This is a genomic window from Propionivibrio sp. (assembly GCF_047602565.1).
Lineage (GTDB): Bacteria > Pseudomonadota > Gammaproteobacteria > Burkholderiales > Rhodocyclaceae > Propionivibrio.
The window spans coordinates 1,528,563-1,548,005 of the sequence record NZ_JASGGX010000001.1 but is presented as its reverse complement, the minus strand read 5'-3'; the positions used below and the strand labels follow the sequence as shown (position 1 = coordinate 1,548,005).

Genomic DNA, 19,443 nt, shown 5'->3' with positions numbered 1-19,443 from the left:
ATGATCAATCCGCAAGAGGCGCTGCAGCGCACCATCGAACACCGCGAAATCTTCTACGACGAAATGCTCGACCTGATGCGCCAGATCATGCGCGGCGAGCTCTCGCCGCTGATGACCGCAGCCATCATCACCGGCCTGCGGGTCAAGAAGGAGACCGTCGGCGAAATCACCGCCGCCGCACAGGTGATGCGCGAAATGTCCACGCGCATCGAAGTGGCCGACAGCGCCAATTTCGTCGACATCGTCGGCACTGGCGGCGACGGGGCGAACACCTTCAACATCTCGACGGCATCGATGTTCGTCGCCGCGGCGGCCGGCGCCAAGGTCGCCAAGCACGGCGGCCGGGGCGTGTCCTCCAAGTCAGGCAGCGCCGACGTGCTCGAGGCGCTCGGCGTCAACATCAACCTGACGCCGCAGCAGGTCGGCGAATGCCTGGCCGCGACCGGCATCGGCTTCATGTTCGCCCCCAACCACCACTCGGCGATGAAGAACGTCGCCCCGGTGCGGCGCGAGATGGGCGTGCGTACCATCTTCAACATCCTCGGGCCGCTGACCAATCCGGCCGGCGCGCCGAATTCGCTGCTCGGCGTCTTCCATCCCGACCTCGTCGGCATCCTGGTGCGCGTCATGGAGCGGCTCGGGGCCAGGCACGTGCTGGTGGTCCACGGCAAGGACGGCATGGACGAAGTCTCGCTCGGCGCGGCGACGCTGGTCGGCGAACTCAAGGACGGCAAGGTCAGCGAATACGAAATCCACCCCGAGGACTTCGGCCTGCGCATGGCGTCCAACCGCACGCTGCGCGTGGTGGATTCCGCGGAATCGAAGGACATGGTGCTGTCGGTGCTCGACAACGTGCCCGGCACGGCGCTCGAAATCGTCGTTTTCAACGCGGGCACGGCGCTCTATGCCGCCAACCGGGCCGCGTCGATCGGCGACGGCATCGACCTGGCGCGCGAAGCCATCGCCAGCGGCGCCGCGCGCGCCCAGCTCGACGCCTTCGCGCGCTTCACCCAGGACTGCGCGGCATGAGCGCGGGCAGCGCCGGCGGCACGCCGGACATCCTGAAGCGGATTCTCGCCGTCAAGCAGGAGGAGATCGCCGCGGCCCGCGCCGGTAAGCCGCTTGCCGCCGTGCGCGCTGAAGCGGAGGCGCAGCCCGCGCCGCGCGATTTCGTCGGCGCCATCCGCGCCAGGATCGCCGCCGGACGGCCGGCGGTGATCGCCGAGATCAAGAAGGCCAGTCCGTCGAAAGGCGTGATCCGCGCCGATTTCCGGCCGGCCGAGATCGCCGCCGACTACGCCGCGCACGGCGCGGCCTGCCTGTCCGTGCTGACCGACCGCCAGTTCTTCCAGGGCGCGCCCGAGTACCTGCAGGCGGCGCGCGCCGCCTGCGCCCTGCCGGTGCTGCGCAAGGATTTCGTGGTCGATGCGTACCAGGTGTACGAGGCGCGCGCGATGGGCGCCGACGCCATCCTGCTGATCGCCGCCGCGCTCGACCTGCCGGCGATGCGCGAACTCGAAGCCGTCGCCGGCGCGCTCGGCCTGGCGGTCCTCGTCGAGGTGCATGACGGCGACGAGCTCGACCGGGCGCTGCAACTGGCGACGCCGCTGCTCGGCATCAACAACCGCGACCTGCGCAGCTTCGAGGTCTCCCTGCAGACCACGCTCGGCCTGCTGCCGCGCCTTCCGGCGGACAAGATCGTGGTGACCGAAAGCGGCATCCTCGGCCCCGACGACGTCGCCCTGATGCGCCGTCACGGGGTAGGCGCCTTCCTGGTCGGCGAAGCCTTCATGCGCCAGCCGAGTCCGGGGGAAGGGCTCGCGGCGCTGTTCGGATGAACGGCGGGATGAGTTAGCCACGGCGGACACGGCGGGCACGGCGAAAGGCAAAATCTTTTTCAACCAAGAAGATACGAATGCTCTGATTGTGCGGCGTGGCCGAGCGCCACACAATTCCAGACATTCCCCCCGCGTTCTCCGTGGTCGATGCCGATGACGCGCTTTCCCGATTTTCGCCGTGCCCGCCGTGGTTAGATCTTTTCTACACCCCGCCCTCGAACCCCCGCTGCCGCCAGGCTTCGAACACCGTCACGGCGACGGCGTTGGAGAGGTTGAGGCTGCGCTGGCCGGGCAGCATCGGCAGGCGCAGGCGGCGCTCCGGCGGGAATTCGGCCATTACCTCGTCCGGCAGGCCGCTCGTTTCGCGGCCGAAGACGAACACGTCGGCGGGGTCGAAGGCGGTCTGGTCCGGCCGCACGCCGCCGCGCGTGCTGATGGCGAACAGGCGCCGCCCGGCCAGCGCCGCCTTGCATTCGACCCAGCCGGCATGGCGGAAGACCCGCGCGAACTCGTGGTAATCGAGCCCCGCGCGCTTGAGCGAACGGTCCTCCCAGCGGAAGCCGAGCGGCTCGACGAGATGCAGTTCGGTGCCAGTGTTGGCGCACAGGCGGATCACGTTGCCGGTGTTCGGCGGAATCTCGGGCTGGAACAGGACGACGGCGGTCAAACGGAACTCCAGAAAGTGCTTTGCAAAAGATAAAAAACCGCTAAAATCAGTCAGCTATACAGAAAACCTAGAAAATACTGGAACTTACTATGGCGCGCCCGGAGAAAATCCGCCTCGGTGACCTGCTCATCCAGCAAGGACTACTGACCGACGAGCAGCTGAAATTCGCGCTCGACGAGCAGAAGCGCAGCGGCCGCAAGCTGGGGCGTATTGTCGTCGAAAGCGCCTTCGTCACGGAAGTGGCGATCGCGCAGGCGCTGGCGCGGCAGCTGCGGGCGCCCTACGTCGACCTCAAGCTGTTCAATCCCCGCCAGGAACTGATCAATCTGCTGCCCGAGGCGCAGGCCCGGCGCTTCCGGGCCGTCGTGCTGGACGAGGTCGACGGCCGGCTGCGCGTCGGCTTCGCCGATCCCACCGACCTGCAGGCGTTCGACGAACTCGTCCGCCTGCTGCGCCGCGACATCGAACTGGCCGTCGTCGCCGAAGGCCAGCTGCTGGCGCTGATCGACCGCGTCTATCACCGCACCGAGGAAATCACCGGCCTGGCGCGGGAACTGACCGAGGATCTCGGCGACGTCCCCGTCGAATTCGGCGACCTGTTCGGCGCCACCGCCGGCGTCGAGGACGCGCCGGTCGTCAAGCTGCTGCAGACGGTGTTCGAGGAAGCCATGCGCTCGCGCGCCTCCGACATCCACATCGAGCCGCAGGACCGCTCGCTGCGCGTGCGCTTCCGCATCGACGGCGTGCTGCACGTGCAGATGGAGGCCGATGCCAAGATCGCCCCGGCGCTGGCGCTGCGCCTGAAACTGATGTCCGGCCTCGACATCTCGGAAAAGCGCCTGCCGCAGGACGGGCGCTTCGCCATCAAGGTGCGCAACACCACGGTCGACGTGCGCATCTCGACCATGCCCACGCAGTTCGGTGAATCGGTCGTCATGCGTCTGCTCAACCAGAACACCGGCCTGCTCGGCCTCGACCGCCTGAACATGCCGCCGCGCATCCTCGAACGCCTGCGCCACGCCGTGCACCGGCCGAGCGGCATGGTCCTGGTCACCGGCCCGACCGGCAGCGGCAAGACCACCACGCTGTACGCCGCGCTGGCCGAGCTCAACACCACCGAAAAGAAGATCATCACCGTCGAGGACCCGGTCGAATACCGCCTGCCCGGCATCAACCAGGTGCAGGTGCACGACAAGATCGACCTCACCTTCGAGCGCGTGCTGCGCTCCGCCCTGCGCCAGGACCCGGACATCGTGCTGGTCGGCGAAATGCGCGACCAGACGACGGCGGAAATCGGCATGCGCGCGGCCATCACCGGCCACATGGTGCTGTCGACCCTGCACACCAACGACGTCATCTCGACGCCGATCCGCCTGCTCGACATGGGCGTGCCGCGCTACATGGTGGCCATGTCGCTGCAGCTCGTGCTGGCCCAGCGGCTGGTGCGCGTGATCTGCGAGAACTGCGCCGAACCGTACGCGCCGGCCCCGCACGAACGCGAGTGGCTGCGCTACGAACTGGACGACGCCGTCGACGAGCGCCGCTACCAGCACGGGCGCGGCTGCACGCACTGCGGCGGCACCGGCTACCAGGGCCGGGCCGGCGTCTTCGAAATGCTGGAAATGACCAACGAGATCGTCGGCGCCATCAACAGCGACGACCCCGGCGCCTTCGTCCTCGCCGCGCGCCGCCAGATGGCCGGCGAAACCCTCCGCCGCGACGCCGTGCGCCTCGTCGCCAAGGGCCGCACGACGGTGGATGAAGCCATGCGCGTCAGCAACCAGTTCGAGGATTGAACGTGCCGACCTTCGCCTACAAGGCGCGCAATTCCGGCGGCGCTCTCGTGGAAGGGACGCTCGACGGCGTCGCCTCCGGAGCGGTGGCCGACGTCCTGCTCGGGCAGGGGCTGACGCCGGTCGAGATACGGGAAACGCGGGGGCGGGGAACGAAAACGTCATCCGGGCCGGCGTGGCCGTTCCGGCAGAAGGTCGGGCACGTCGATCTCCTGCTGTTCAGCCGGCAGATGCACACGCTGCTCAAATCCGGCGTGCCGATCATGCGCGCGCTGGCCGGGCTGCAGGACGCGGCGATCAACACGGAGATGAAGCGGGTCATCGGCGAAGTGCGCGAAAGCCTGGAGTCCGGGCGCGAACTGTCGCAGGCGCTGGCCCGGCATCCGCGCGTCTTCTCGCCGTTCTACCTGTCGATGGTGCGCGTCGGCGAGGCCACCGGCCTGCTCGAAGAAATCTTCTTCCTCCTGTTCGAGCACCTGGAGTTCGAACGCTATATGCGCGAGCAGGTCCGCTCCGCGCTGCGCTACCCGATGTTCGTCGTGCTCGCCATGGCGGCGGCCATCGTCATCGTCAACATCTGGGTCATCCCCGCCTTCGCCAGGGTGTTCGCCGGCTTCGGCGCGGAATTGCCGCTGATGACCCGCGCGCTGCTCGGCTTCTCCCGTTTCATGGTCGAGTACTGGCCGATCCTGCTGGGCGGCGTGATCGGCGTCGTCGCCGCCTTCCGCGCCTGGGTCGGCACCACCGCCGGGCGCTACACCTGGGACCGCTTCTCGCTGACCATCCCGATCGCCGGCAAGATCCTGCACAAGGCCGCGCTGTCGCGCTTCGCGCGCAGTTTCTCGCTCGGCATCCGCAGCGGCGTGCCGGTCATGCAGGCGCTGTCCAACTCGGCGCACACCGTGGACAACAGCTACGTCTCGCGCTGCGTCGAGGGCATGCGCGAGAACGTCGAGCGCGGCGAAAGCCTGCTGCGCGCGGCGATCGGCTCCGGCATCTTCACGCCGGTGGTGCTGCAGATGATCGCCGTCGGCGAGGAATCCGGCGCGGTCGACGACATGATGAACGAGATCGGCGACATGTACCGGCAGGAAGTCGAGTACGAACTGAAGACGCTCGGCCAGCAGATCGAACCGATCCTCATCGTGCTGCTCGGCATCCTCGTGCTGATCCTGGCGCTCGGCATCTTCCTGCCGATGTGGGACCTCGGCAAGGTGGCGCTCAAACGCTGACCGCCATGGACGGCGAAACATGGACAGGCGCGCGGCGAGACGATACGAATTCCCGGTGCTGGTGGCGATCATCGGCGTGCTGGCCTTCCTGCTGCTGGACCGGCTCGACGGCGCGCGCGCCGGGTTCGAGGACGCCGCGATGCAGTCCGAGGCGGCCGCGCTGCGCGTCGAACTGCTCGACCGGCTGGCGCACCACCAGGCCGTCGGCGGACGCCTGCCGGATTCGCGCAACCCCGTGGTCTGGGCCGGCCGCGCGCCCGAGAACTACCTCGGCGAACGCGACGCGGCGCCGGCGGACGGCGGCGTCTGGTATTTCGACACGCGCCGGCAGGAGCTGGCGTACCGCTACCGCTCCGGCCGCGAAGCGCGCTTCCGCCTGGTGCGCGGCGCCGAAGCGGCCGGGGCGCAAGGCAGCCTGGGCGGCATCGGCCTGTTGCGCGTGGATATTCCAAAAAAATTTCAATAAATGCAGTAGGAATGTGACTTAATTCCGCATCCGGCAGGGTGCGGCATTTTAAGATTCAAGAACCGGACGAGGAAACCGTTATGTCGCCCATGGAACGCCAGCCAACCCAACACCGCCCCCGGCAACGGGGTTTCACGCTGATCGAACTGATCGTCGTGGTGATCATTCTCGGCATCCTCGCCGCCGTGGCCCTGCCGCGCTTCACCAACCTGCAGCGCGACGCGCGCATCGCCAAGCTGCAGGCGGCGCGCGGCAGCGTGATGGCGGCCTCCACGCTGGTGCATGCCACCACCCTGTCGCGCGGCGGCATCGCCGACGCCGTGGCCTGCCCCGGCGGCGGAGGCACGGCGACCAACAGCAACGGCGCCACCGGCACGGTGTGCACCGAGAGCGGGCTGATCCACATGGTATTCGGCTACCCGGTGGTCAGCGGTTTCGGCGGCGATCCCGGCATTCTTTCGGCGGCCGGCTTAACCGGGATTTTCAATCCCACGCAGGCGCAGCTGGAAGCCGAAGGCTACACTTACGCCCCCGGCGGGGGGGTAGCCACCTTCGGCGTGCTCGGCGCGCCGGACGCCGCCAACTGTTCCTTCACCTACGCCCAGCCCAACGCCGCCAACGTCGCGGCGTCGATCAGCGGGCTGACGATTTCGGGTTGTTGATTATTTTTTACAGAGGAGAAGAAGTATGAAAACAGTGCAGCGCGGCTTTACTTTGATCGAGCTGGTGGTGGTGATCGTCATTTTGGGGATTCTGGCGGCGACGGCGATTCCTAAGTTTGTGGATATGACAACAGAAGCAGGCAACGCCGCTACGCAGGGAGTGGCAGGAGCCATTGCCTCTGGAACATCGGTGAATTACGCAGCTAACTTGGTAGGTAAGGGTACGAAAACCCTTAATGTTGCCGACGTGTGTACACATACCTTGCTCCAGCCATTCGTTAGCGGGATCACGTTGGCAACAGCAACTACCGTACCTACCACCTCGAACACATATAACGTGGCAGCCGGAACTGGAAGTTGTGCAGGTACGTCTGCTCCAGGCACTGCGGTAACCTGCGCTATTCGAGGGAACAAGGGAGATGCGCAAACTGCAACGGTCATTTGTAGCCAGTAATAATTGACGTAAAACCATCTGCGAAAGATGGACGATTGCCTGGAGCCTCGAATTTATGGATTTCGACGTCGTGATTTTTTAAAAGTCACGGCGTCGATTTTCCATCGTGTGCTCGGCTCGGCGATGAAGAATAGGTACGTCGGGGGCTGGTTAGTCGGCGGGCTGTTTCTTATGTTCGCCTGCCTGCTAGGAAACACTGCCTTGGCCGCGGTGGCCTTGGGGAGTCCGACTTCGTGCGTGAACGACACGTCTGTCGGAAATCAACCGTGGGGTAATCCCACTCGGGCGCGAACCAGCGACGATTCCTATGCGACGGTGACGCTTCCCAGCAAGCAGTCTTCCAGTTATCTGAAGTGCACTGGATTCGGTTTTGCGATCCCCTCCGGTTCCACGATCAACGGCGTGAGGGTTGATGTCGAGCGTACCGTGAGTTCCGCGACCGGCTCGGGAGTTCGCGATGCGGCGGTGTATCTGCTCAAGAACGCAGCGATCGTCGGTTCCAGCCGGGCGACGACCACCGCCTATACCACGAGCGAAGTGACGGAAGCGCATGGCGGAGCATCAGACCTGTGGGGAAGCACCTGGAGCGTCAGCGAGATCAACTCCGCCAATTTCGGCGTCGTCTTTTCCACGGTCAATAGTTACAGCTCCTCACGGACGGTCAGCGTCGATGCGATCCAGATCTTCGTCAACTACACGCCGCCCTGCACTCCGCCCTCCAACGTGCCGTCCGGCCTGACTTGCGTCTGCGACAACTTTAACCGCTCGGCGCTCAATCCGTCGCCGATTTTCGATTCCAACTGGATCGTGTCGACCAGCGACAGCACGGGCATCCTCCCGAGCATCGTCAACCCCGGCTATTTGCGATTGACCAATAACACCACGGAAAACGCCAAGGCGGCTTCCGTGCCGGGTATCTTCCCGGCTTCCGGGAACTATATCTCGGTCGAGTTCCAGCAATTCGCGTACAACGGGAACGGTGCCGACGGCATGGCCGTCACTCTGTCCGATTATTCGGTGCCCGCCGTGCCGGGCGCTTACGGCGGTTCTCTGGGCTACGCGCAGAAGCCGTCGATCAAGGGGTTTGCCGGCGGCTGGATCGGCGTGGCCTTCGACGAATACGGCAATTTCCAGAACCCGACCGAGTCGCGCGTCGGCGGGCCGGGGTCCAGGCCGCAATCGGTCGGTATCCGCGGTTCCGGTTCGGGAACGAGCGGCTATCCCTGGCTGGCCGGGACGAACGCCTTGTCTCCCCAGATCGATGACAGCGATTCCGTTACGCCGTCGCACGGTTATTACTATCAGCTCATCGTCGACGCGCGGAACGAGCCAACGAGCACTTCGATCGCGGTCAACCGGGATACAGGTTCCGGCTATGCCTCCCTGATTTCCATTTCCGACGTTTATTCGGCCGCCAAAACGCAAGGCGCCACCCAGGCTGCGGTTCCGGCCAACTGGCAGGTGTCCTTCACAGGGTCGACCGGATCAAGCACCAATATCCACGAGATTTCCGGTCTGCGTATCTGTGCGCTGACCATCGTCCCTCCGACCGGAGGCGTGGCGTCGTCGTTCAACGCCATCGACGAGGCTTACGGCACGCCGGGTAGCGCGTCTTCCCCTGTCGCGGTACAAAGTTATCTGACCGGCCATATTTACACCAAGGTGGTCGGCAAGCCTTTCAAGCTGAATGTGGCGGCGTTGAAGGATAACCAGATCGTCACCACGTATGCCTTCAGCGGCAGCAACGTGACGGTCAAACTGGTAGATAACAGTGACGGCGTGTGCGAACTAACCAGCACCTCGACGAGCTACTGCAATTCCACCTGCAGGGCCAAGACCGCGGTGGCCAGCCAGATACTGGCCTTCACTTCATCAGACAAGGGACAGAAGCAATCCGCTGACTTTACGTTGAATACGGCGTACAGCAAGCTGGTTGCCATTATTTCCGACAGTACGACGACTGCCTGCTCGACCGATTCTTTCGCGGTACGCCCGCTGAGCATTACCTCGGTGGTTTCTAGCGACGCGACCAATGCCGCCACAGGCGGTTCGCCGGCGTTCAAGGCGGGAAGCGGCAACTTTTCGCTGAAGCTGACGACTTCCGGGGTGAACGGCGTGGCGAGTGGCTATACCGGAAAGGCGTCGATCAACAATGCGGCAATCGTTCCGGTTTCGCCGGCAACGGTGGCGGGACAGGTCGTTCCGGTGGCATTCCCGGCGGCGACGTCCGCAAGCGGGGCCTCGACCGCGAGTGGATCGGACTTCACTTACAGCGAGGTGGGCGGGTTCAGGCTGGCCGGGTATGACCCGGCGTCGGACACCACGTCTCCACGCGGCGTGTACGACGATACATGGACCGCCGTGGATAGCCCGACGACGCAGAACGATTGCGTCCGGGGTAGCTATAGCAATACCAAGGACAGCAGCGGGAAGTATGGATGCAATTTTGGTCTGACGCAGAATACGGCGACGATCGGGCGCTTCATTCCGGACCATTTTGCGATCACGCCGGGCGTGGTCACGCCCGCCTGCGGGACATCCTTTTCCTACTTCGGCCAGGACGGTTTCCTGACTCCCTTTACCCTGGCCGCGCAGAACGCCGCCAATGCCACGACGCAGAACTATGCGGGCAACCTGGCCAAGTTGGGGCTGACCACCTGGGGGGCGGCGCCGGCGTCGTCGGCCAGTCCGGGATTCGGCTTCGCGACCAGCGCGTCCTTGCCCGACGGGACGACATTGACTGCCAGCACGGCGGCTCCGACGGGAACGTGGGTCAAAGGGGTGGCCTCCGTCAGCGCCAAGCACCAGGTGAGCCGTCCCACGAATCTGACGGGAGAGACGGCGGTGACCGTAACCGCCTTGCCGGTCGATGCCGACGGCGTGACGATGGCGGCGGCGACGGAGGTCCAGACGGCGAGCACGCCGCTGCGCTACGGCCGCATCACGCTGTCGAACGCCTTCGGGACGGAAAAGTCAGCGCTCCAGTTGCCGATGCAGATTCAATACTGGAGCGGAAAATCGTGGGTTGCCAATAACGCCGATACGTGCACGGCGATCCAGGCGTCCGATTTTTCCTTCGCCTTTCCGACCACGACGCTGAGTGCGTGCGAGACGGCGATCAGCGTGGCCGGCACGGCGCCGAACTATACGCTGACTCTGGCCGCGCCAGGAGCGGGCAATCATGGCTCGACGGACATCGCGCTCAATCTCGGAGCTACGGCCTCGGGCAACCGTTGCGTGGCGGTGGGTGGCGCGGGGCCTGCGTCGACGACGGCCAAAGCGCCCTGGCTGCAGTACCTGTGGTCGGGTGTCCTCGGAAATCCTTCAGCCCGTGCCACATTCGGCGTCTATGCGCCGGAAACACGCCGGATGATCCACGTCCGGGAGTTGTTCTGAGATGCGGCGGGTGCGCGGATTTACGCTGGTCGAACTCGTCGCGGTCATCGTGATGGTCGGCATTCTCGCCGCAGTCGCGGTGCCGCGCATGGATACCTCGGGTTTTCGCGCCGTATCGTTCCACGACCGGGTGCTGGCCGCGCTGCGCTACGCCCAGAAGACGGCAGCCAGCCATCGCCGCCTGGTGTGCGTCACTTTTCCCGATACGTTGACCGTCGCCTTTCAGATCGATACGGATAAAAACGGCACATGCGACACGGCGCTGACCGTTCCGGGATCGAACGGTAGTCAGGTGGCCAGCGACGATGCGTCGGTGGCATTCGCCCCCTTGCCTGCGGCGTTGAACTTCGCCGCCGACGGCAGCGGAACCGACCGGACCATCAATATTTCAGGCGCGGCGAGCATTACCGTGGTGGGGGTGACCGGTAATGTTTTCTAGGCGCACAGGCGGGTTTACGCTGGTCGAGATGATCGTCGCGATCGTCGTCATCGGGGTCGGGCTGGCGGGAGTGATCGTGGCGTTCACCACGACGGTACGTTCCAGCGCCGATCCTTTGATCCGTAAACAGATGCTGTCGATTGCCGAGGAAATGCTGGAGGAGGCGTTGTTGAAGCCGTTTGCCGTCAGCGGCACGGCTCCCGGCAATGTGCTCGTGGCCTGCGGAACGGCCGCGGCCGCCCGCTCGGCGTTCAATGACGTATCGGATTACAACGGCTATGCGACGAATGGAGTCTGCGACATCGACGGGGCAGCCGTGACCGGGCTGTCGGCCTACAACGTGCGGGTGGCCGTCAACGCCGCCGCCAGTCTCGGGGATGTGGCGGGTGGCAATGTCAAGCAGGTGACGGTGACAGTGACGCATGGCGCCGAATCCTTGACGCTCGACGGATGGCGGGCGGGCTACGCGCTATGAGGCCTCGCGGTTTTACCCTGGTCGAACTGGTGATGGTGATCGTCATCACCGGTATCCTGGCGGCGGTGCTGACCGTGTTTTTCCGGCCATCCGTCGATGCCTATTTCGATACCGGCCGGCGGGCCGGGTTGACGGACATGGCCGATACGGCCCTCCGGCGGATGGCCCAGGATATTCGGCGGGCGGTGCCGAATTCGATCCGCTCGGTTTCAGCGACGTGCTTTCAGTTGGTGCCGACGATCGCCGGCGGACGCTACCGCATGGCCTCCGATACGGTGAACGACTCCGGCGCTTTGCCCTGTACCCCGTCGGGAACCTGCAGCGCCCCGCTCGACGTGGCGCAGACGACGACGGTGTTCGACGTATTGTCGCCGTTGTCTATCACGCCGGCCGTGGGCGACTGGGTGGTCGTGGACAACCAGAACGCCGGTGACGTTTACACCGGGACCAATCGGGCGCAGATCACGCAGGTGCCGTCAGCGCCTCGAAGTACGGACGGCCAGCATCGCATCAGGATCGGCGGTACGCAATTTCCGCAGGGCTACGACGGCGGGCGTTTCGTCGTCGTAGCCAATGCCGAGCAGACGGTGTTCTACAACTGCGTCGGGGCGACGCTTTACCGCACCGTGGCGGGATTCGGAGCGAATCAGGCCACGGTCTGCGCCGCCACCACCGGAGCCGCAGTGGCGAACAACGTCGCGGGGTGCTCTTTCATCTACAGCCCGAACCAGGGGGCGACCCAGCAGAGCGGTTTCGTCTGGATGCGCCTGGAATTGTCCAGCGCTGGCGAGAGTGTCGCCTTGGCGCACGGCGTCCACGTGGACAATGTGCCATGACTCGGAGGTTCTCCTGCAGGCAGCGAGGATTCGGCATGATCGCTGCCATCGTCATCCTGGTAATCCTTGCCGCGTTTGCCGCAGCCATCGTGGCAGTCGGTTCGGCGCAACAGTTGACGTCGGCCCAGGATATTCAATCGGCGCGCGCCTGGCAGGCGGCACGGGCCGGTAATGAGTGGGGCCTGTTCAAGGCGCTGCATACGCAGTCCTGGGCGGCGGCGGGAACGTGCGACACAGGGACGCGCACGGCGACGCTCAATCTCTCCGCGCAGACCGGCCTCTATGTGACGGTGACCTGCAATGCATGGAGCTACAACGAAGGGGAGACGGAGGCTGGCACCGCAAGGGTCGTGAGGGTGTATCGGATCACGGCGGTGGCTTGTCCCGCAACCGCTTGTCCGGCGACCGGTGCCCAAGTGGCCGGGGCGGGATACGTCGAAAGAACGCGGGTGGTACTGGCAACGAACAACTGAAACGATGTGGCGAACTGAAAACTATGCAGAGCGTACAAACCCTCCGGAAATTTTCCGGAACAAGGGAATTTTCCCTTGTTTTTGAGTAGCTTAATCGGTATCTTTCGACAAAATTATAAGCAAGGCTTCCGGATGTTTTCGTTCCTTTCCTCAGCGCAGAAACCGGGTTGGCTGGCGATCCTTTCCCGTGAGGGAAAAATGACGCTGGCGCATGCGGTCCGCCATCCCGGCCGGCGCCCCGAGGTCGTGCAACTGGACAGTTTCGCGCTCGAAGGCGGGGAGGCCGAAGCCCTGCGGCGCCTGCGGACCGCGCGCCAGCTCAAGACCTATCGCTGCACGACGCTGATGGGCGAGGGCGACTACCAGGTGGCGCAGTTCGACGCGCCGCCGGTGCCGAGGGAGGAGCGGCGGGAGGCCTTGCGCTGGTCCCTGCGCGAACTGGCCGATTATCCGGTGGAGACGGCGTGCCTCGGCGTGCTGGACGTACCGAGCGACGGCCTGTCGGGCCGCGCGGCCGGCGTGCTGCTGGTGTCCGCCGCCGAGCGGGCGGTGCGCGCGCGGGCGGCGCCGTTCGAGGAGGCGCGCGTGCCGCTGGCGGCCATCGACGTGCCGGAACTGGCTCAGCGCAACGTCGCCGCGCTGCTGGAGGACGAGAACCGCGGCCTGGCTTTCCTGCATCTCGACGAGAGCGGCAGCCGGCTGACGCTGACCTACCGCGGCGAGCTGGTGGCCGTGCGCCGCAGCGAGATCACCACCCGCCAGATGGCGTCGGACGATCCCGAGCGGGCCGCCCGCGCGCGGGAGCGGCTGGTGCTGGAGATGCAGCGCAGCCTGGACAACTTCGACCGGCAGTACAGCCACTTTCCCGTTTCGAAGATGGTGCTGGCCGCGTATCCGCGCGTCGAGGGGCTGGCCGCCGAACTGGCGGAAAACGTCTATGTGCCGGTGCAGGAGATGGATCTGGCGGCGGCCGTCGATTTTCCGCACGTGCCGGCATTGCGCGATCCGGCCTGCCAGGCCAGGAACCTGCTGGCGATCGGCGCGGCCCTGCGCGCCGGAGAGGCCGCCGCATGAGCCAGCAGATCAATCTTTACGAGGAGCGCCTGCGCCCGCGCCGTGAACTGGCCTCCGGCCGCCATGTCGGCGTGGCGGCCCTGGTCCTGCTGGCGGCGGTGGCCGCCGGTGCCGTGTGGACGAACCGCGAGGCGGCGCAAAAGGAGACGACGGCGGCGCAGCTGCAGGCCGAGGTCGGCGAACGGCAGGCGCAGTTGACGGCCCTGGCCAAGGCGGTGTCGGAGCGGCGCACGTCGCCGGCGCTCGCCGGGGAACTGGAAAAGGTGAAGGAAACGCTGGCGGCGCGCAAGGCGGCGGTCGAACAGCTCGATTCCGGACGCCTGGGCAGCGCCGGCGGGTTTTCGGAGATTTTCGCCGGATTCGCGCGCCAGGCGCGGGCGAATCCGAACCTCTGGCTGACCGGGTTTGCCGTGGCGCGCGGCGGCGAGGCGATCGAGATCCGCGGGCGGACGCTGGATGCCGCGGTGCTGCCCGCCTACGTGCAGCGGCTGGGCAGCGAACCCGCGTTCCGGGGCCGCCGCTTCGCCGGGCTGGAGATGCTCGACCGGGAACTCAAGGATGAGGGCGCCGCCGCGCCGGAACCGACGTCCGGGAAGACGGCCGCCGCGCCGCCGCGTTTCGTGGAATTCGTGCTGCGTTCGGAGAGCGCGGTCGAGGGGCCGAAAGGCCCGGCGGGAGGGCGCGGGCAATGAAATCCTGGTGGCTGAAAACGGCGGCGCGTTACGACGCGCTGCAGCGGCGGGAGCGCTGGCTGGTGGCCGTGGCGCTGCTCGGCGGCATCGTGCTGCTCGGTCATCTCCTGTTCATCGAGCCGGCGCTGCAGCGCGGGCAGGCGGCCGAGCGCGGCGCCGCCGGCGCGCGCGCCCAGTTGGCCGACATGCAGGCGCAGGTGGCCGCGCTGGATGCGCCGAACCGTCATCCCGACGTGGCGGCGCGCGCCGAGCTGGACGCGCTGCGGGCGCAGCTCGAGGCGCTGGGAGGCCGCCTGCAGGCGCTGGAGGGCGCGCTGGTGCCGCCGGACAGGATGGCGGCGCTGCTGGAAGAGATGATCGGCACACGCAGCGGCCTGCGCCTGCTCAGCCTGAAAACCTTGCCGGCGACGCCGTTCCCGGGGAAGGACGCGGAGGCGGGCGAAGGTGAAAAGGCCGGCGCCCAGGCGGACAAGGCCGCGGCGGCGTCCGCGCCGGGTGGCAAGGCGGGCGGCCTGTACCGCCACGGCGTGGAAATCCGGCTGGAAGGCGGCTACCAGGAACTGGCCGCCTACCTCGCGCGCCTGGAGAAGTCGCCCATGAAGCTTCTGTGGGGCGGCGTGGCGCTGTCGGCCGAACGGCATCCGCACCTCGTCCTCACCCTGACCGTTTATTCGCTGAGCATGGATCGCGCATGGCTGATCGTTTGACTTGCCGCTTTCGTTTCAGGGCCTGCCTGGCGGCGGGCCTGATGGCCGGGTTGGCGGCCGCGCCGGCTGCGGCGCAGTCGCCGCTCGCCGATCCGACGCGGCCGCCGGCCGGCTACGCGCAGGACGGCGACGCGCCGGCCGCGGCGCCCTCCGGGCCGGTGCTCGAATCGGTCGTGCTGCCGAAGAAGGGCAGGCCGCTGGCGGTGATCGGCGGGCGGCTGGTGCGCGTCGGCGAATACTACGGCGACAGCCGCCTGATCCGCGTGACCGAGCGCGAGGCGGTGCTGGAGGGACCGGCGGGCATCGAGCGCCTGTTCCTGACGCCGGGCATCGAGAAGACACCTATCGTTACCAGGAACAGGGCTCAGGCGTCCGGCGGGACGCGGAGCGGGAGCAAACCATGATGTTGAGAAAGATTCTGTGGCTGGCGCTGGCGCCGCTGGTGCTGGCCGTGGCCGGGTGCGCTTCGCACCAGAAGGCGCCGGGCGCGACGTTCGACCGGGTCGGCCAGGAATTGCAGGGCGCGGCGGCTTCGCAGACGAAGCGCATCGACGAGGCGGTCAACCAGGCCATGCTGCCGCCGCTGCAGCTCGACCTGCCGGATTCGGCCAAGCGCGCCGAGCCGCGCTTCGACCTGGCGGTGAGCAACGCGCCGGCCGCGCAGGTGTTCATGGCGCTGGTCAGCGGCACGCGCTACAGCATGCTGGTGGCGCCGGAGGTCTCCGGCACGGTGACGGTCAACCTGAAGAACGTGACCGTGCGCGAGGTGCTGGAAACGCTGCGCGAGCTGTACGGCTACGAGTTCAAGATCCAGGGCACGCGCATCTACATCCAGCCGAACACGCTGCAGACGCGCATCTTCCAGCTCAACTATCTGGCCGGCAAGCGCCAGGGGCAGTCCGACGTGCGCGTGACCTCGGGTTCGATCTCCTCGTCGCAGCAGAACACGACGCCCGGCCAGCCGGCGCAGGGCGTGCCGGCGGGCAATTCGAACACGTCGTTCACGGTGGTGCCGAGCAGCCAGATCCAGACCTCGCAGAACAGCGATTTCTGGCACGATCTTTCCGCCGCGCTGACCAGCATCGTGGGCGCGCAGGACGGCCGCTCGGTGATCGTCAATCCGGGATCGGGGGTGGTGCTGGTCAAGGCGTTCCCGGCCGACCTGCGCGCGGTCGAGAACTACCTGCGCATGACGCAGGTGATCGTCGAGCGGCAGGTCATGCTCGAAGCCAAGATTCTCGAAGTGAGCCTGAACGAGGAATTCCAGGCCGGCATCAACTGGGCGTGGTTCGGCGGCGGCAACCACCGCTATTCGGTCGGCTCGGTCAATCCCGGCGCCGGCCTGACCACCTCGGGGGCGATGTCCACCGGCGACGTGACGATGACGGCCGGCAAGGCCGGCTCCGCCGTGGCCACGGAACTCGGCCAGGGCTTCTTCGGCCTGGCCTTCCAGGCGGCCAATTTCGCCTCGCTGCTCAACTTCCTGGAGACGCAGGGCAGCGTGCAGGTGCTGTCCAGTCCGCGCATCGCCACCATCAACAACCAGAAGGCGGTGCTCAAGGTCGGCACCGACGATTTCTTCGTGACCAACGTCAGCTCGACCGTGACCTCGACCGGCAGCAGCAACGTGACCACGCCGACCATCACCCTGCAGCCCTTCTTCTCGGGCATCGCGCTGGACGTGACGCCGCAGATCGACGGCGAGAACGGCATCGTCCTGCACGTACATCCGTCGATCAGCAACGTGACGGAAAGCCAGAAGGTGATCAACCTCGGTTCGCTCGGCACCTACACGCTGCCGCTGGCCAGCAGCTCGGTCAACGAGACCGACAGCATCGTGCGCGTGCAGGACGGCAACATCGTGGCCATCGGCGGGCTGATGAAGCAGGAGCAGAGTTCCGGCGGCACCGGCCTGCCCGGCGCGTCGAGGGCGTCCGGCGTCGGCTGGCTGTTCGGCACCAAGAGCAGCTACCTGAAGAAGAGCGAGCTGGTGATCCTGATCAAGCCGACGGTCATCCGCAACGAATCGAGCTGGAAGGACGATCTGGCCGAGACCGAGCAGCGCGTGCGCCAGCTCGATCCGCGCCTCTCCCTGCCGGCGCCGCGGTAGTGAGCGGGGCGGGGCGGCCGGAAAGGCGGGGCGGACGTTGTACCTGAAGCATTTCGGCCTGCGCGAGCTGCCGTTCGGCATCACGCCGGATACCGGCTTCGCCTATTCCCTGCGCAGCCACCAGGAGGCGCTCAACACGCTGCTGCTGGCGCTCGGCACCGGCGAGGGCTTCGTCAAGATCAGCGGCGAGGTCGGCACCGGCAAGACGCTGCTGTGCCGGCGCCTGCTGCAGGCGCTCGGCGACGAGTGGGTGACCGCTTACCTGCCCAATCCCGGTTTCGGCGCCGACACGCTGCTGCGCGCGCTGGCCGAGGAACTGGGCGTGGCGGAGCCGGCGCGCTTCGATTCCTATCATCTGCTGCGCGAGATCAACGGGGCGCTGCTCGGCTTCGCCCGCGCGGAAAAGCCGGTGGCCGTGCTCATCGACGAGGCGCAGGCGATGCCCGTCGAGACGCTGGAGGCGCTGCGCCTGCTGTCGAATCTTGAGACGGAGAAGCGCAAGCTGCTGCAGATCGTCCTGTTCGGCCAGCCGGAAGCTCGATGAAAAGCTGAACCGGCCGGAAATCCGCCAGCTGCGCCAGCGCATCGCCTTCCATTACCGGCTGCATGGGCTGGGGAAGGACGAGGTGGCGAATTACGTCGCGCACCGCCTGCGCGTCGCCGGCTACCTCGGCGAGGGACTGTTTTCCGGGGCCGCGCTGCGCGCCCTGCACCGGGCCAGCGGCGGCACGCCGCGCCTGCTCAACATCCTGGCGCACAAGTCGCTGATGGCGGTGTATGGCGAAGGCCGGCAGAGGGTCAGGGTGCGCCACGTGCGGATGGCGCGCCGGGACACCGAAGGCGCGAGAAGCATCGGCTGGCCGTGCTGGCCGTGAGGACGATGGATAAAGCATGAGTCTGATCAACCGGATGCTGCAGGATCTCGATGCGCGCCGTGAAACGCACGGCGTAGGAGCGAATCTGCCCAACGACGTGCGGCCCTTGCCGGCCGCGCCGCCTTCGCGCCTGCCGTGGATGCTGGCGGCGCTGGCCGGTTTTGGCGTGGCGGCGCTGGCTGTCTATTTCGCGCTGCGCGAACCGGCGGCGCCGGTGGTTCCCCCCGCGCCGCCCGTCGCCACGCAACCCGCTCCGCTTGCCGTGCGGACCGAGGCCGATGTGGCGCCGGCGCCCGTTCCCGCCGCCGAGCCGGTTGTGCCGGAGCCGGCAGGGAAGGACGTGCCGGCCGAGATATCCGCGGCCAGGGCGGAAGCCCCGCGCGAATCCGAAACGCTTGCCGTGTCCGCCCGGCGGGCCGATGCGCCGGTCGAAGCCCCACGCAACGAACCGGCGAAGCGGGAAGCGGCGGCCTTGCCGGACAAGGCCGAGGCGGCTCCCGTCCGGGTGGAAAAAACGGTGGAAACGCCTCCCGCGGAAAACCGCGCCGCGAAGCGCGTTTCGATCGAGAAGAGCGAGCCGGCGGTGCCGCCGCAAGATCGGGCCGAGACGGCTTACCGCAAGGCGATTGCGGCAGTTGATCAGGGCCGGCCGGCCGAAGCGCAGGAGATTCTGCGCGATGCGCTGCGCGCGGACGGCCTGCACGTCGCCGCGCGCCAGCTGCTGGTGCGGCTGCTGCTCGAAGCCCGGCAGGTCAACGAGGCGGTGGAGGTGCTGCGGGAGGGCTTGCATGGCCAGCCCGCGCAGATCGGCTGGGCGATGACGCTGGCGCGCCTGCAGGTCGACCGGGGCGATCCGGCCGGCGCCGCGCTGACGCTGCAGAATTCGCTGCCGGCGGCGTTCGGCAACGCCGACTATCTGGGTTTCGCCGGGCATCTGCAGCAGCGCCTCGGCAACGGCCAGGAGGCCGCCAGCCTGTACCAGGCGGCGACCCGCCTCGCGCCGGACGACGGGCGCTGGTGGCTCGGCCTGGGGCTGGCGATGGAAGCCGAGGGGCGCAACGACCAGGCGCTCGCCGCTTTCCAGCGCGCGCGGCAATGCGGGAACCTGTCCCGGGAACTGGCCGCGCTGGTCGAGCAGAAGCTGCGCCAACAATAAGCGGCCGGGCCGGCGCCGCCCCCGTCGTGCCGCGGCGCCGTCCGCGGACCGCCTCCGCGTCTTGCTTTGTCCATGGGCCGGTTGTGGTCTTTTACGGG

The 19,443-nt window shown here is 66.8% G+C and carries 21 protein-coding genes; 20 read left to right on the top strand and 1 reads right to left on the bottom strand.

Annotation, left to right across the window (positions count from 1 at the left end; translation table 11 throughout):
• Both trpD and trpC read left to right on the top strand, forming a co-directional pair.
• Complete coding sequence (gene trpD, locus QM701_RS07130) at positions 1-1,029, top strand: anthranilate phosphoribosyltransferase (RefSeq protein WP_415166394.1); 1,029 nt, start codon at positions 1-3, stop codon at positions 1,027-1,029.
• Positions 1,026-1,838 carry an indole-3-glycerol phosphate synthase TrpC gene (gene trpC / locus QM701_RS07125; protein ID WP_415166393.1) on the top strand — a complete coding sequence of 271 codons (813 nt, stop codon included), beginning with the start codon at positions 1,026-1,028 and terminating at the stop codon, positions 1,836-1,838. The genes trpD and trpC overlap by 4 nt, the downstream gene beginning before the upstream one ends.
• A gap of 202 nt (positions 1,839-2,040) precedes the next feature.
• Here the strand turns inward: trpC and QM701_RS07120 are convergent, their stop codons facing one another.
• Positions 2,041-2,505: a tRNA (cytidine(34)-2'-O)-methyltransferase gene (locus tag QM701_RS07120; RefSeq protein ID WP_415166392.1), complete on the bottom strand. Its 465-nt coding sequence runs from the start codon at positions 2,503-2,505 to the stop codon at positions 2,041-2,043.
• Positions 2,506-2,594: 89 nt separating this feature from the next.
• On the opposite strand from QM701_RS07120, the gene QM701_RS07115 reads away from it, so the two are divergent.
• The 18 genes from QM701_RS07115 to QM701_RS07030 all read left to right on the top strand — a co-directional run bounded on the left by QM701_RS07115 (position 2,595) and on the right by QM701_RS07030 (position 19,345).
• Complete coding sequence (locus tag QM701_RS07115; protein ID WP_415166391.1) at positions 2,595-4,301, top strand: GspE/PulE family protein; 1,707 nt, start codon at positions 2,595-2,597, stop codon at positions 4,299-4,301.
• A 2-nt stretch (positions 4,302-4,303) separates the two neighbouring features.
• Positions 4,304-5,530, top strand: coding sequence for a type II secretion system F family protein (locus QM701_RS07110; RefSeq protein WP_415166390.1), 1,227 nt, complete (start codon positions 4,304-4,306; stop codon positions 5,528-5,530).
• 19 nt (positions 5,531-5,549) lie between these two features.
• Complete coding sequence (locus QM701_RS07105) at positions 5,550-5,996, top strand: hypothetical protein (protein WP_415166389.1); 447 nt, start codon at positions 5,550-5,552, stop codon at positions 5,994-5,996.
• Positions 5,997-6,085: 89 nt separating this feature from the next.
• Positions 6,086-6,658, top strand: a complete 573-nt coding sequence (locus QM701_RS07100) for a type IV pilin protein (RefSeq protein ID WP_415166388.1) — start codon at positions 6,086-6,088, stop codon at positions 6,656-6,658.
• A 25-nt stretch (positions 6,659-6,683) separates the two neighbouring features.
• Entirely contained in the window at positions 6,684-7,112 is a 429-nt protein-coding gene (locus tag QM701_RS07095) for a type II secretion system protein (RefSeq protein ID WP_415166387.1), read from the top strand.
• A 27-nt stretch (positions 7,113-7,139) separates the two neighbouring features.
• Positions 7,140-10,508 carry a DUF6701 domain-containing protein gene (locus QM701_RS07090; RefSeq protein ID WP_415166386.1) on the top strand — a complete coding sequence of 1,123 codons (3,369 nt, stop codon included), beginning with the start codon at positions 7,140-7,142 and terminating at the stop codon, positions 10,506-10,508.
• Between the two features lies 1 nt (position 10,509).
• The gene (locus QM701_RS07085; RefSeq protein WP_415166385.1) at positions 10,510-10,947 is read left to right on the top strand and encodes a Tfp pilus assembly protein FimT/FimU; all 438 of its coding nucleotides are present in this window, start codon (positions 10,510-10,512) and stop codon (positions 10,945-10,947) included.
• Positions 10,937-11,422: a type IV pilus modification PilV family protein gene (locus QM701_RS07080; RefSeq protein WP_415166384.1), complete on the top strand. Its 486-nt coding sequence runs from the start codon at positions 10,937-10,939 to the stop codon at positions 11,420-11,422. Before QM701_RS07085 ends, QM701_RS07080 begins: the two co-directional genes overlap by 11 nt.
• Positions 11,398-12,258, top strand: a complete 861-nt coding sequence (locus tag QM701_RS07075) for a type II secretion system protein (protein WP_415166383.1) — start codon at positions 11,398-11,400, stop codon at positions 12,256-12,258. The genes QM701_RS07080 and QM701_RS07075 overlap by 25 nt, the downstream gene beginning before the upstream one ends.
• 35 nt (positions 12,259-12,293) lie before the next feature.
• Positions 12,294-12,731: a hypothetical protein gene (locus QM701_RS07070; protein WP_415166382.1), complete on the top strand. Its 438-nt coding sequence runs from the start codon at positions 12,294-12,296 to the stop codon at positions 12,729-12,731.
• Positions 12,732-12,929: 198 nt separating this feature from the next.
• Positions 12,930-13,805, top strand: coding sequence for a hypothetical protein (locus QM701_RS07065; protein WP_415166381.1), 876 nt, complete (start codon positions 12,930-12,932; stop codon positions 13,803-13,805).
• Positions 13,802-14,497, top strand: a complete 696-nt coding sequence (locus QM701_RS07060; RefSeq protein WP_415166380.1) for a hypothetical protein — start codon at positions 13,802-13,804, stop codon at positions 14,495-14,497. The genes QM701_RS07065 and QM701_RS07060 overlap by 4 nt, the downstream gene beginning before the upstream one ends.
• The gene (gspM, locus tag QM701_RS07055; protein ID WP_415166379.1) at positions 14,494-15,204 is read left to right on the top strand and encodes a type II secretion system protein GspM; all 711 of its coding nucleotides are present in this window, start codon (positions 14,494-14,496) and stop codon (positions 15,202-15,204) included. The genes QM701_RS07060 and gspM overlap by 4 nt, the downstream gene beginning before the upstream one ends.
• A complete protein-coding gene (locus QM701_RS07050; protein WP_415166378.1) occupies positions 15,189-15,608 on the top strand; it encodes a hypothetical protein in 420 nt (139 codons plus the stop codon). The genes gspM and QM701_RS07050 overlap by 16 nt, the downstream gene beginning before the upstream one ends.
• Positions 15,605-17,314, top strand: a complete 1,710-nt coding sequence (locus QM701_RS07045; RefSeq protein ID WP_415166377.1) for a secretin N-terminal domain-containing protein — start codon at positions 15,605-15,607, stop codon at positions 17,312-17,314. Before QM701_RS07050 ends, QM701_RS07045 begins: the two co-directional genes overlap by 4 nt.
• Before the next feature lie 37 nt (positions 17,315-17,351).
• Positions 17,352-17,858 carry an ExeA family protein gene (locus QM701_RS07040; protein ID WP_415166376.1) on the top strand — a complete coding sequence of 169 codons (507 nt, stop codon included), beginning with the start codon at positions 17,352-17,354 and terminating at the stop codon, positions 17,856-17,858.
• On the top strand, positions 17,797-18,189 hold the full coding sequence (locus QM701_RS07035) for an ExeA family protein (RefSeq protein WP_415166375.1): 393 nt from the start codon (positions 17,797-17,799) through the stop codon (positions 18,187-18,189). The genes QM701_RS07040 and QM701_RS07035 overlap by 62 nt, the downstream gene beginning before the upstream one ends.
• 16 nt (positions 18,190-18,205) lie before the next feature.
• Positions 18,206-19,345 (top strand): tetratricopeptide repeat protein, encoded by a 1,140-nt coding sequence (locus tag QM701_RS07030; RefSeq protein ID WP_415166374.1) that lies wholly within the window; start codon positions 18,206-18,208, stop codon positions 19,343-19,345.
• Positions 19,346-19,443 lie beyond the last annotated feature (98 nt).

Excerpts from the sequence above, each read along its gene's own strand:
- QM701_RS07045 (WP_415166377.1), top strand. The coding sequence starts at position 15,605 with ATGATGTTGAGAAAGATTCTGTGGCTGGCGCTGGCGCCGCTGGTGCTG.
- QM701_RS07100 (WP_415166388.1), top strand. The coding sequence starts at position 6,086 with ATGGAACGCCAGCCAACCCAACACCGCCCCCGGCAACGGGGTTTCACG.
- QM701_RS07105 (WP_415166389.1), top strand. The coding sequence starts at position 5,550 with ATGGACAGGCGCGCGGCGAGACGATACGAATTCCCGGTGCTGGTGGCG.
- QM701_RS07075 (WP_415166383.1), top strand. The coding sequence starts at position 11,398 with ATGGCGGGCGGGCTACGCGCTATGAGGCCTCGCGGTTTTACCCTGGTC.
- QM701_RS07115 (WP_415166391.1), top strand. The coding sequence starts at position 2,595 with ATGGCGCGCCCGGAGAAAATCCGCCTCGGTGACCTGCTCATCCAGCAA.
- QM701_RS07060 (WP_415166380.1), top strand. The coding sequence starts at position 13,802 with ATGAGCCAGCAGATCAATCTTTACGAGGAGCGCCTGCGCCCGCGCCGT.
- QM701_RS07080 (WP_415166384.1), top strand. The coding sequence starts at position 10,937 with ATGTTTTCTAGGCGCACAGGCGGGTTTACGCTGGTCGAGATGATCGTC.
- QM701_RS07065 (WP_415166381.1), top strand. The coding sequence starts at position 12,930 with ATGACGCTGGCGCATGCGGTCCGCCATCCCGGCCGGCGCCCCGAGGTC.
- QM701_RS07050 (WP_415166378.1), top strand. The coding sequence starts at position 15,189 with ATGGCTGATCGTTTGACTTGCCGCTTTCGTTTCAGGGCCTGCCTGGCG.
- gspM (WP_415166379.1), top strand. The coding sequence starts at position 14,494 with ATGAAATCCTGGTGGCTGAAAACGGCGGCGCGTTACGACGCGCTGCAG.
- trpC (WP_415166393.1), top strand. The coding sequence starts at position 1,026 with ATGAGCGCGGGCAGCGCCGGCGGCACGCCGGACATCCTGAAGCGGATT.
- QM701_RS07085 (WP_415166385.1), top strand. The coding sequence starts at position 10,510 with ATGCGGCGGGTGCGCGGATTTACGCTGGTCGAACTCGTCGCGGTCATC.
- trpD (WP_415166394.1), top strand. The coding sequence starts at position 1 with ATGATCAATCCGCAAGAGGCGCTGCAGCGCACCATCGAACACCGCGAA.
- QM701_RS07070 (WP_415166382.1), top strand. The coding sequence starts at position 12,294 with ATGATCGCTGCCATCGTCATCCTGGTAATCCTTGCCGCGTTTGCCGCA.
- QM701_RS07030 (WP_415166374.1), top strand. The coding sequence starts at position 18,206 with ATGAGTCTGATCAACCGGATGCTGCAGGATCTCGATGCGCGCCGTGAA.
- QM701_RS07095 (WP_415166387.1), top strand. The coding sequence starts at position 6,684 with ATGAAAACAGTGCAGCGCGGCTTTACTTTGATCGAGCTGGTGGTGGTG.
- QM701_RS07090 (WP_415166386.1), top strand. The coding sequence starts at position 7,140 with ATGGACGATTGCCTGGAGCCTCGAATTTATGGATTTCGACGTCGTGAT.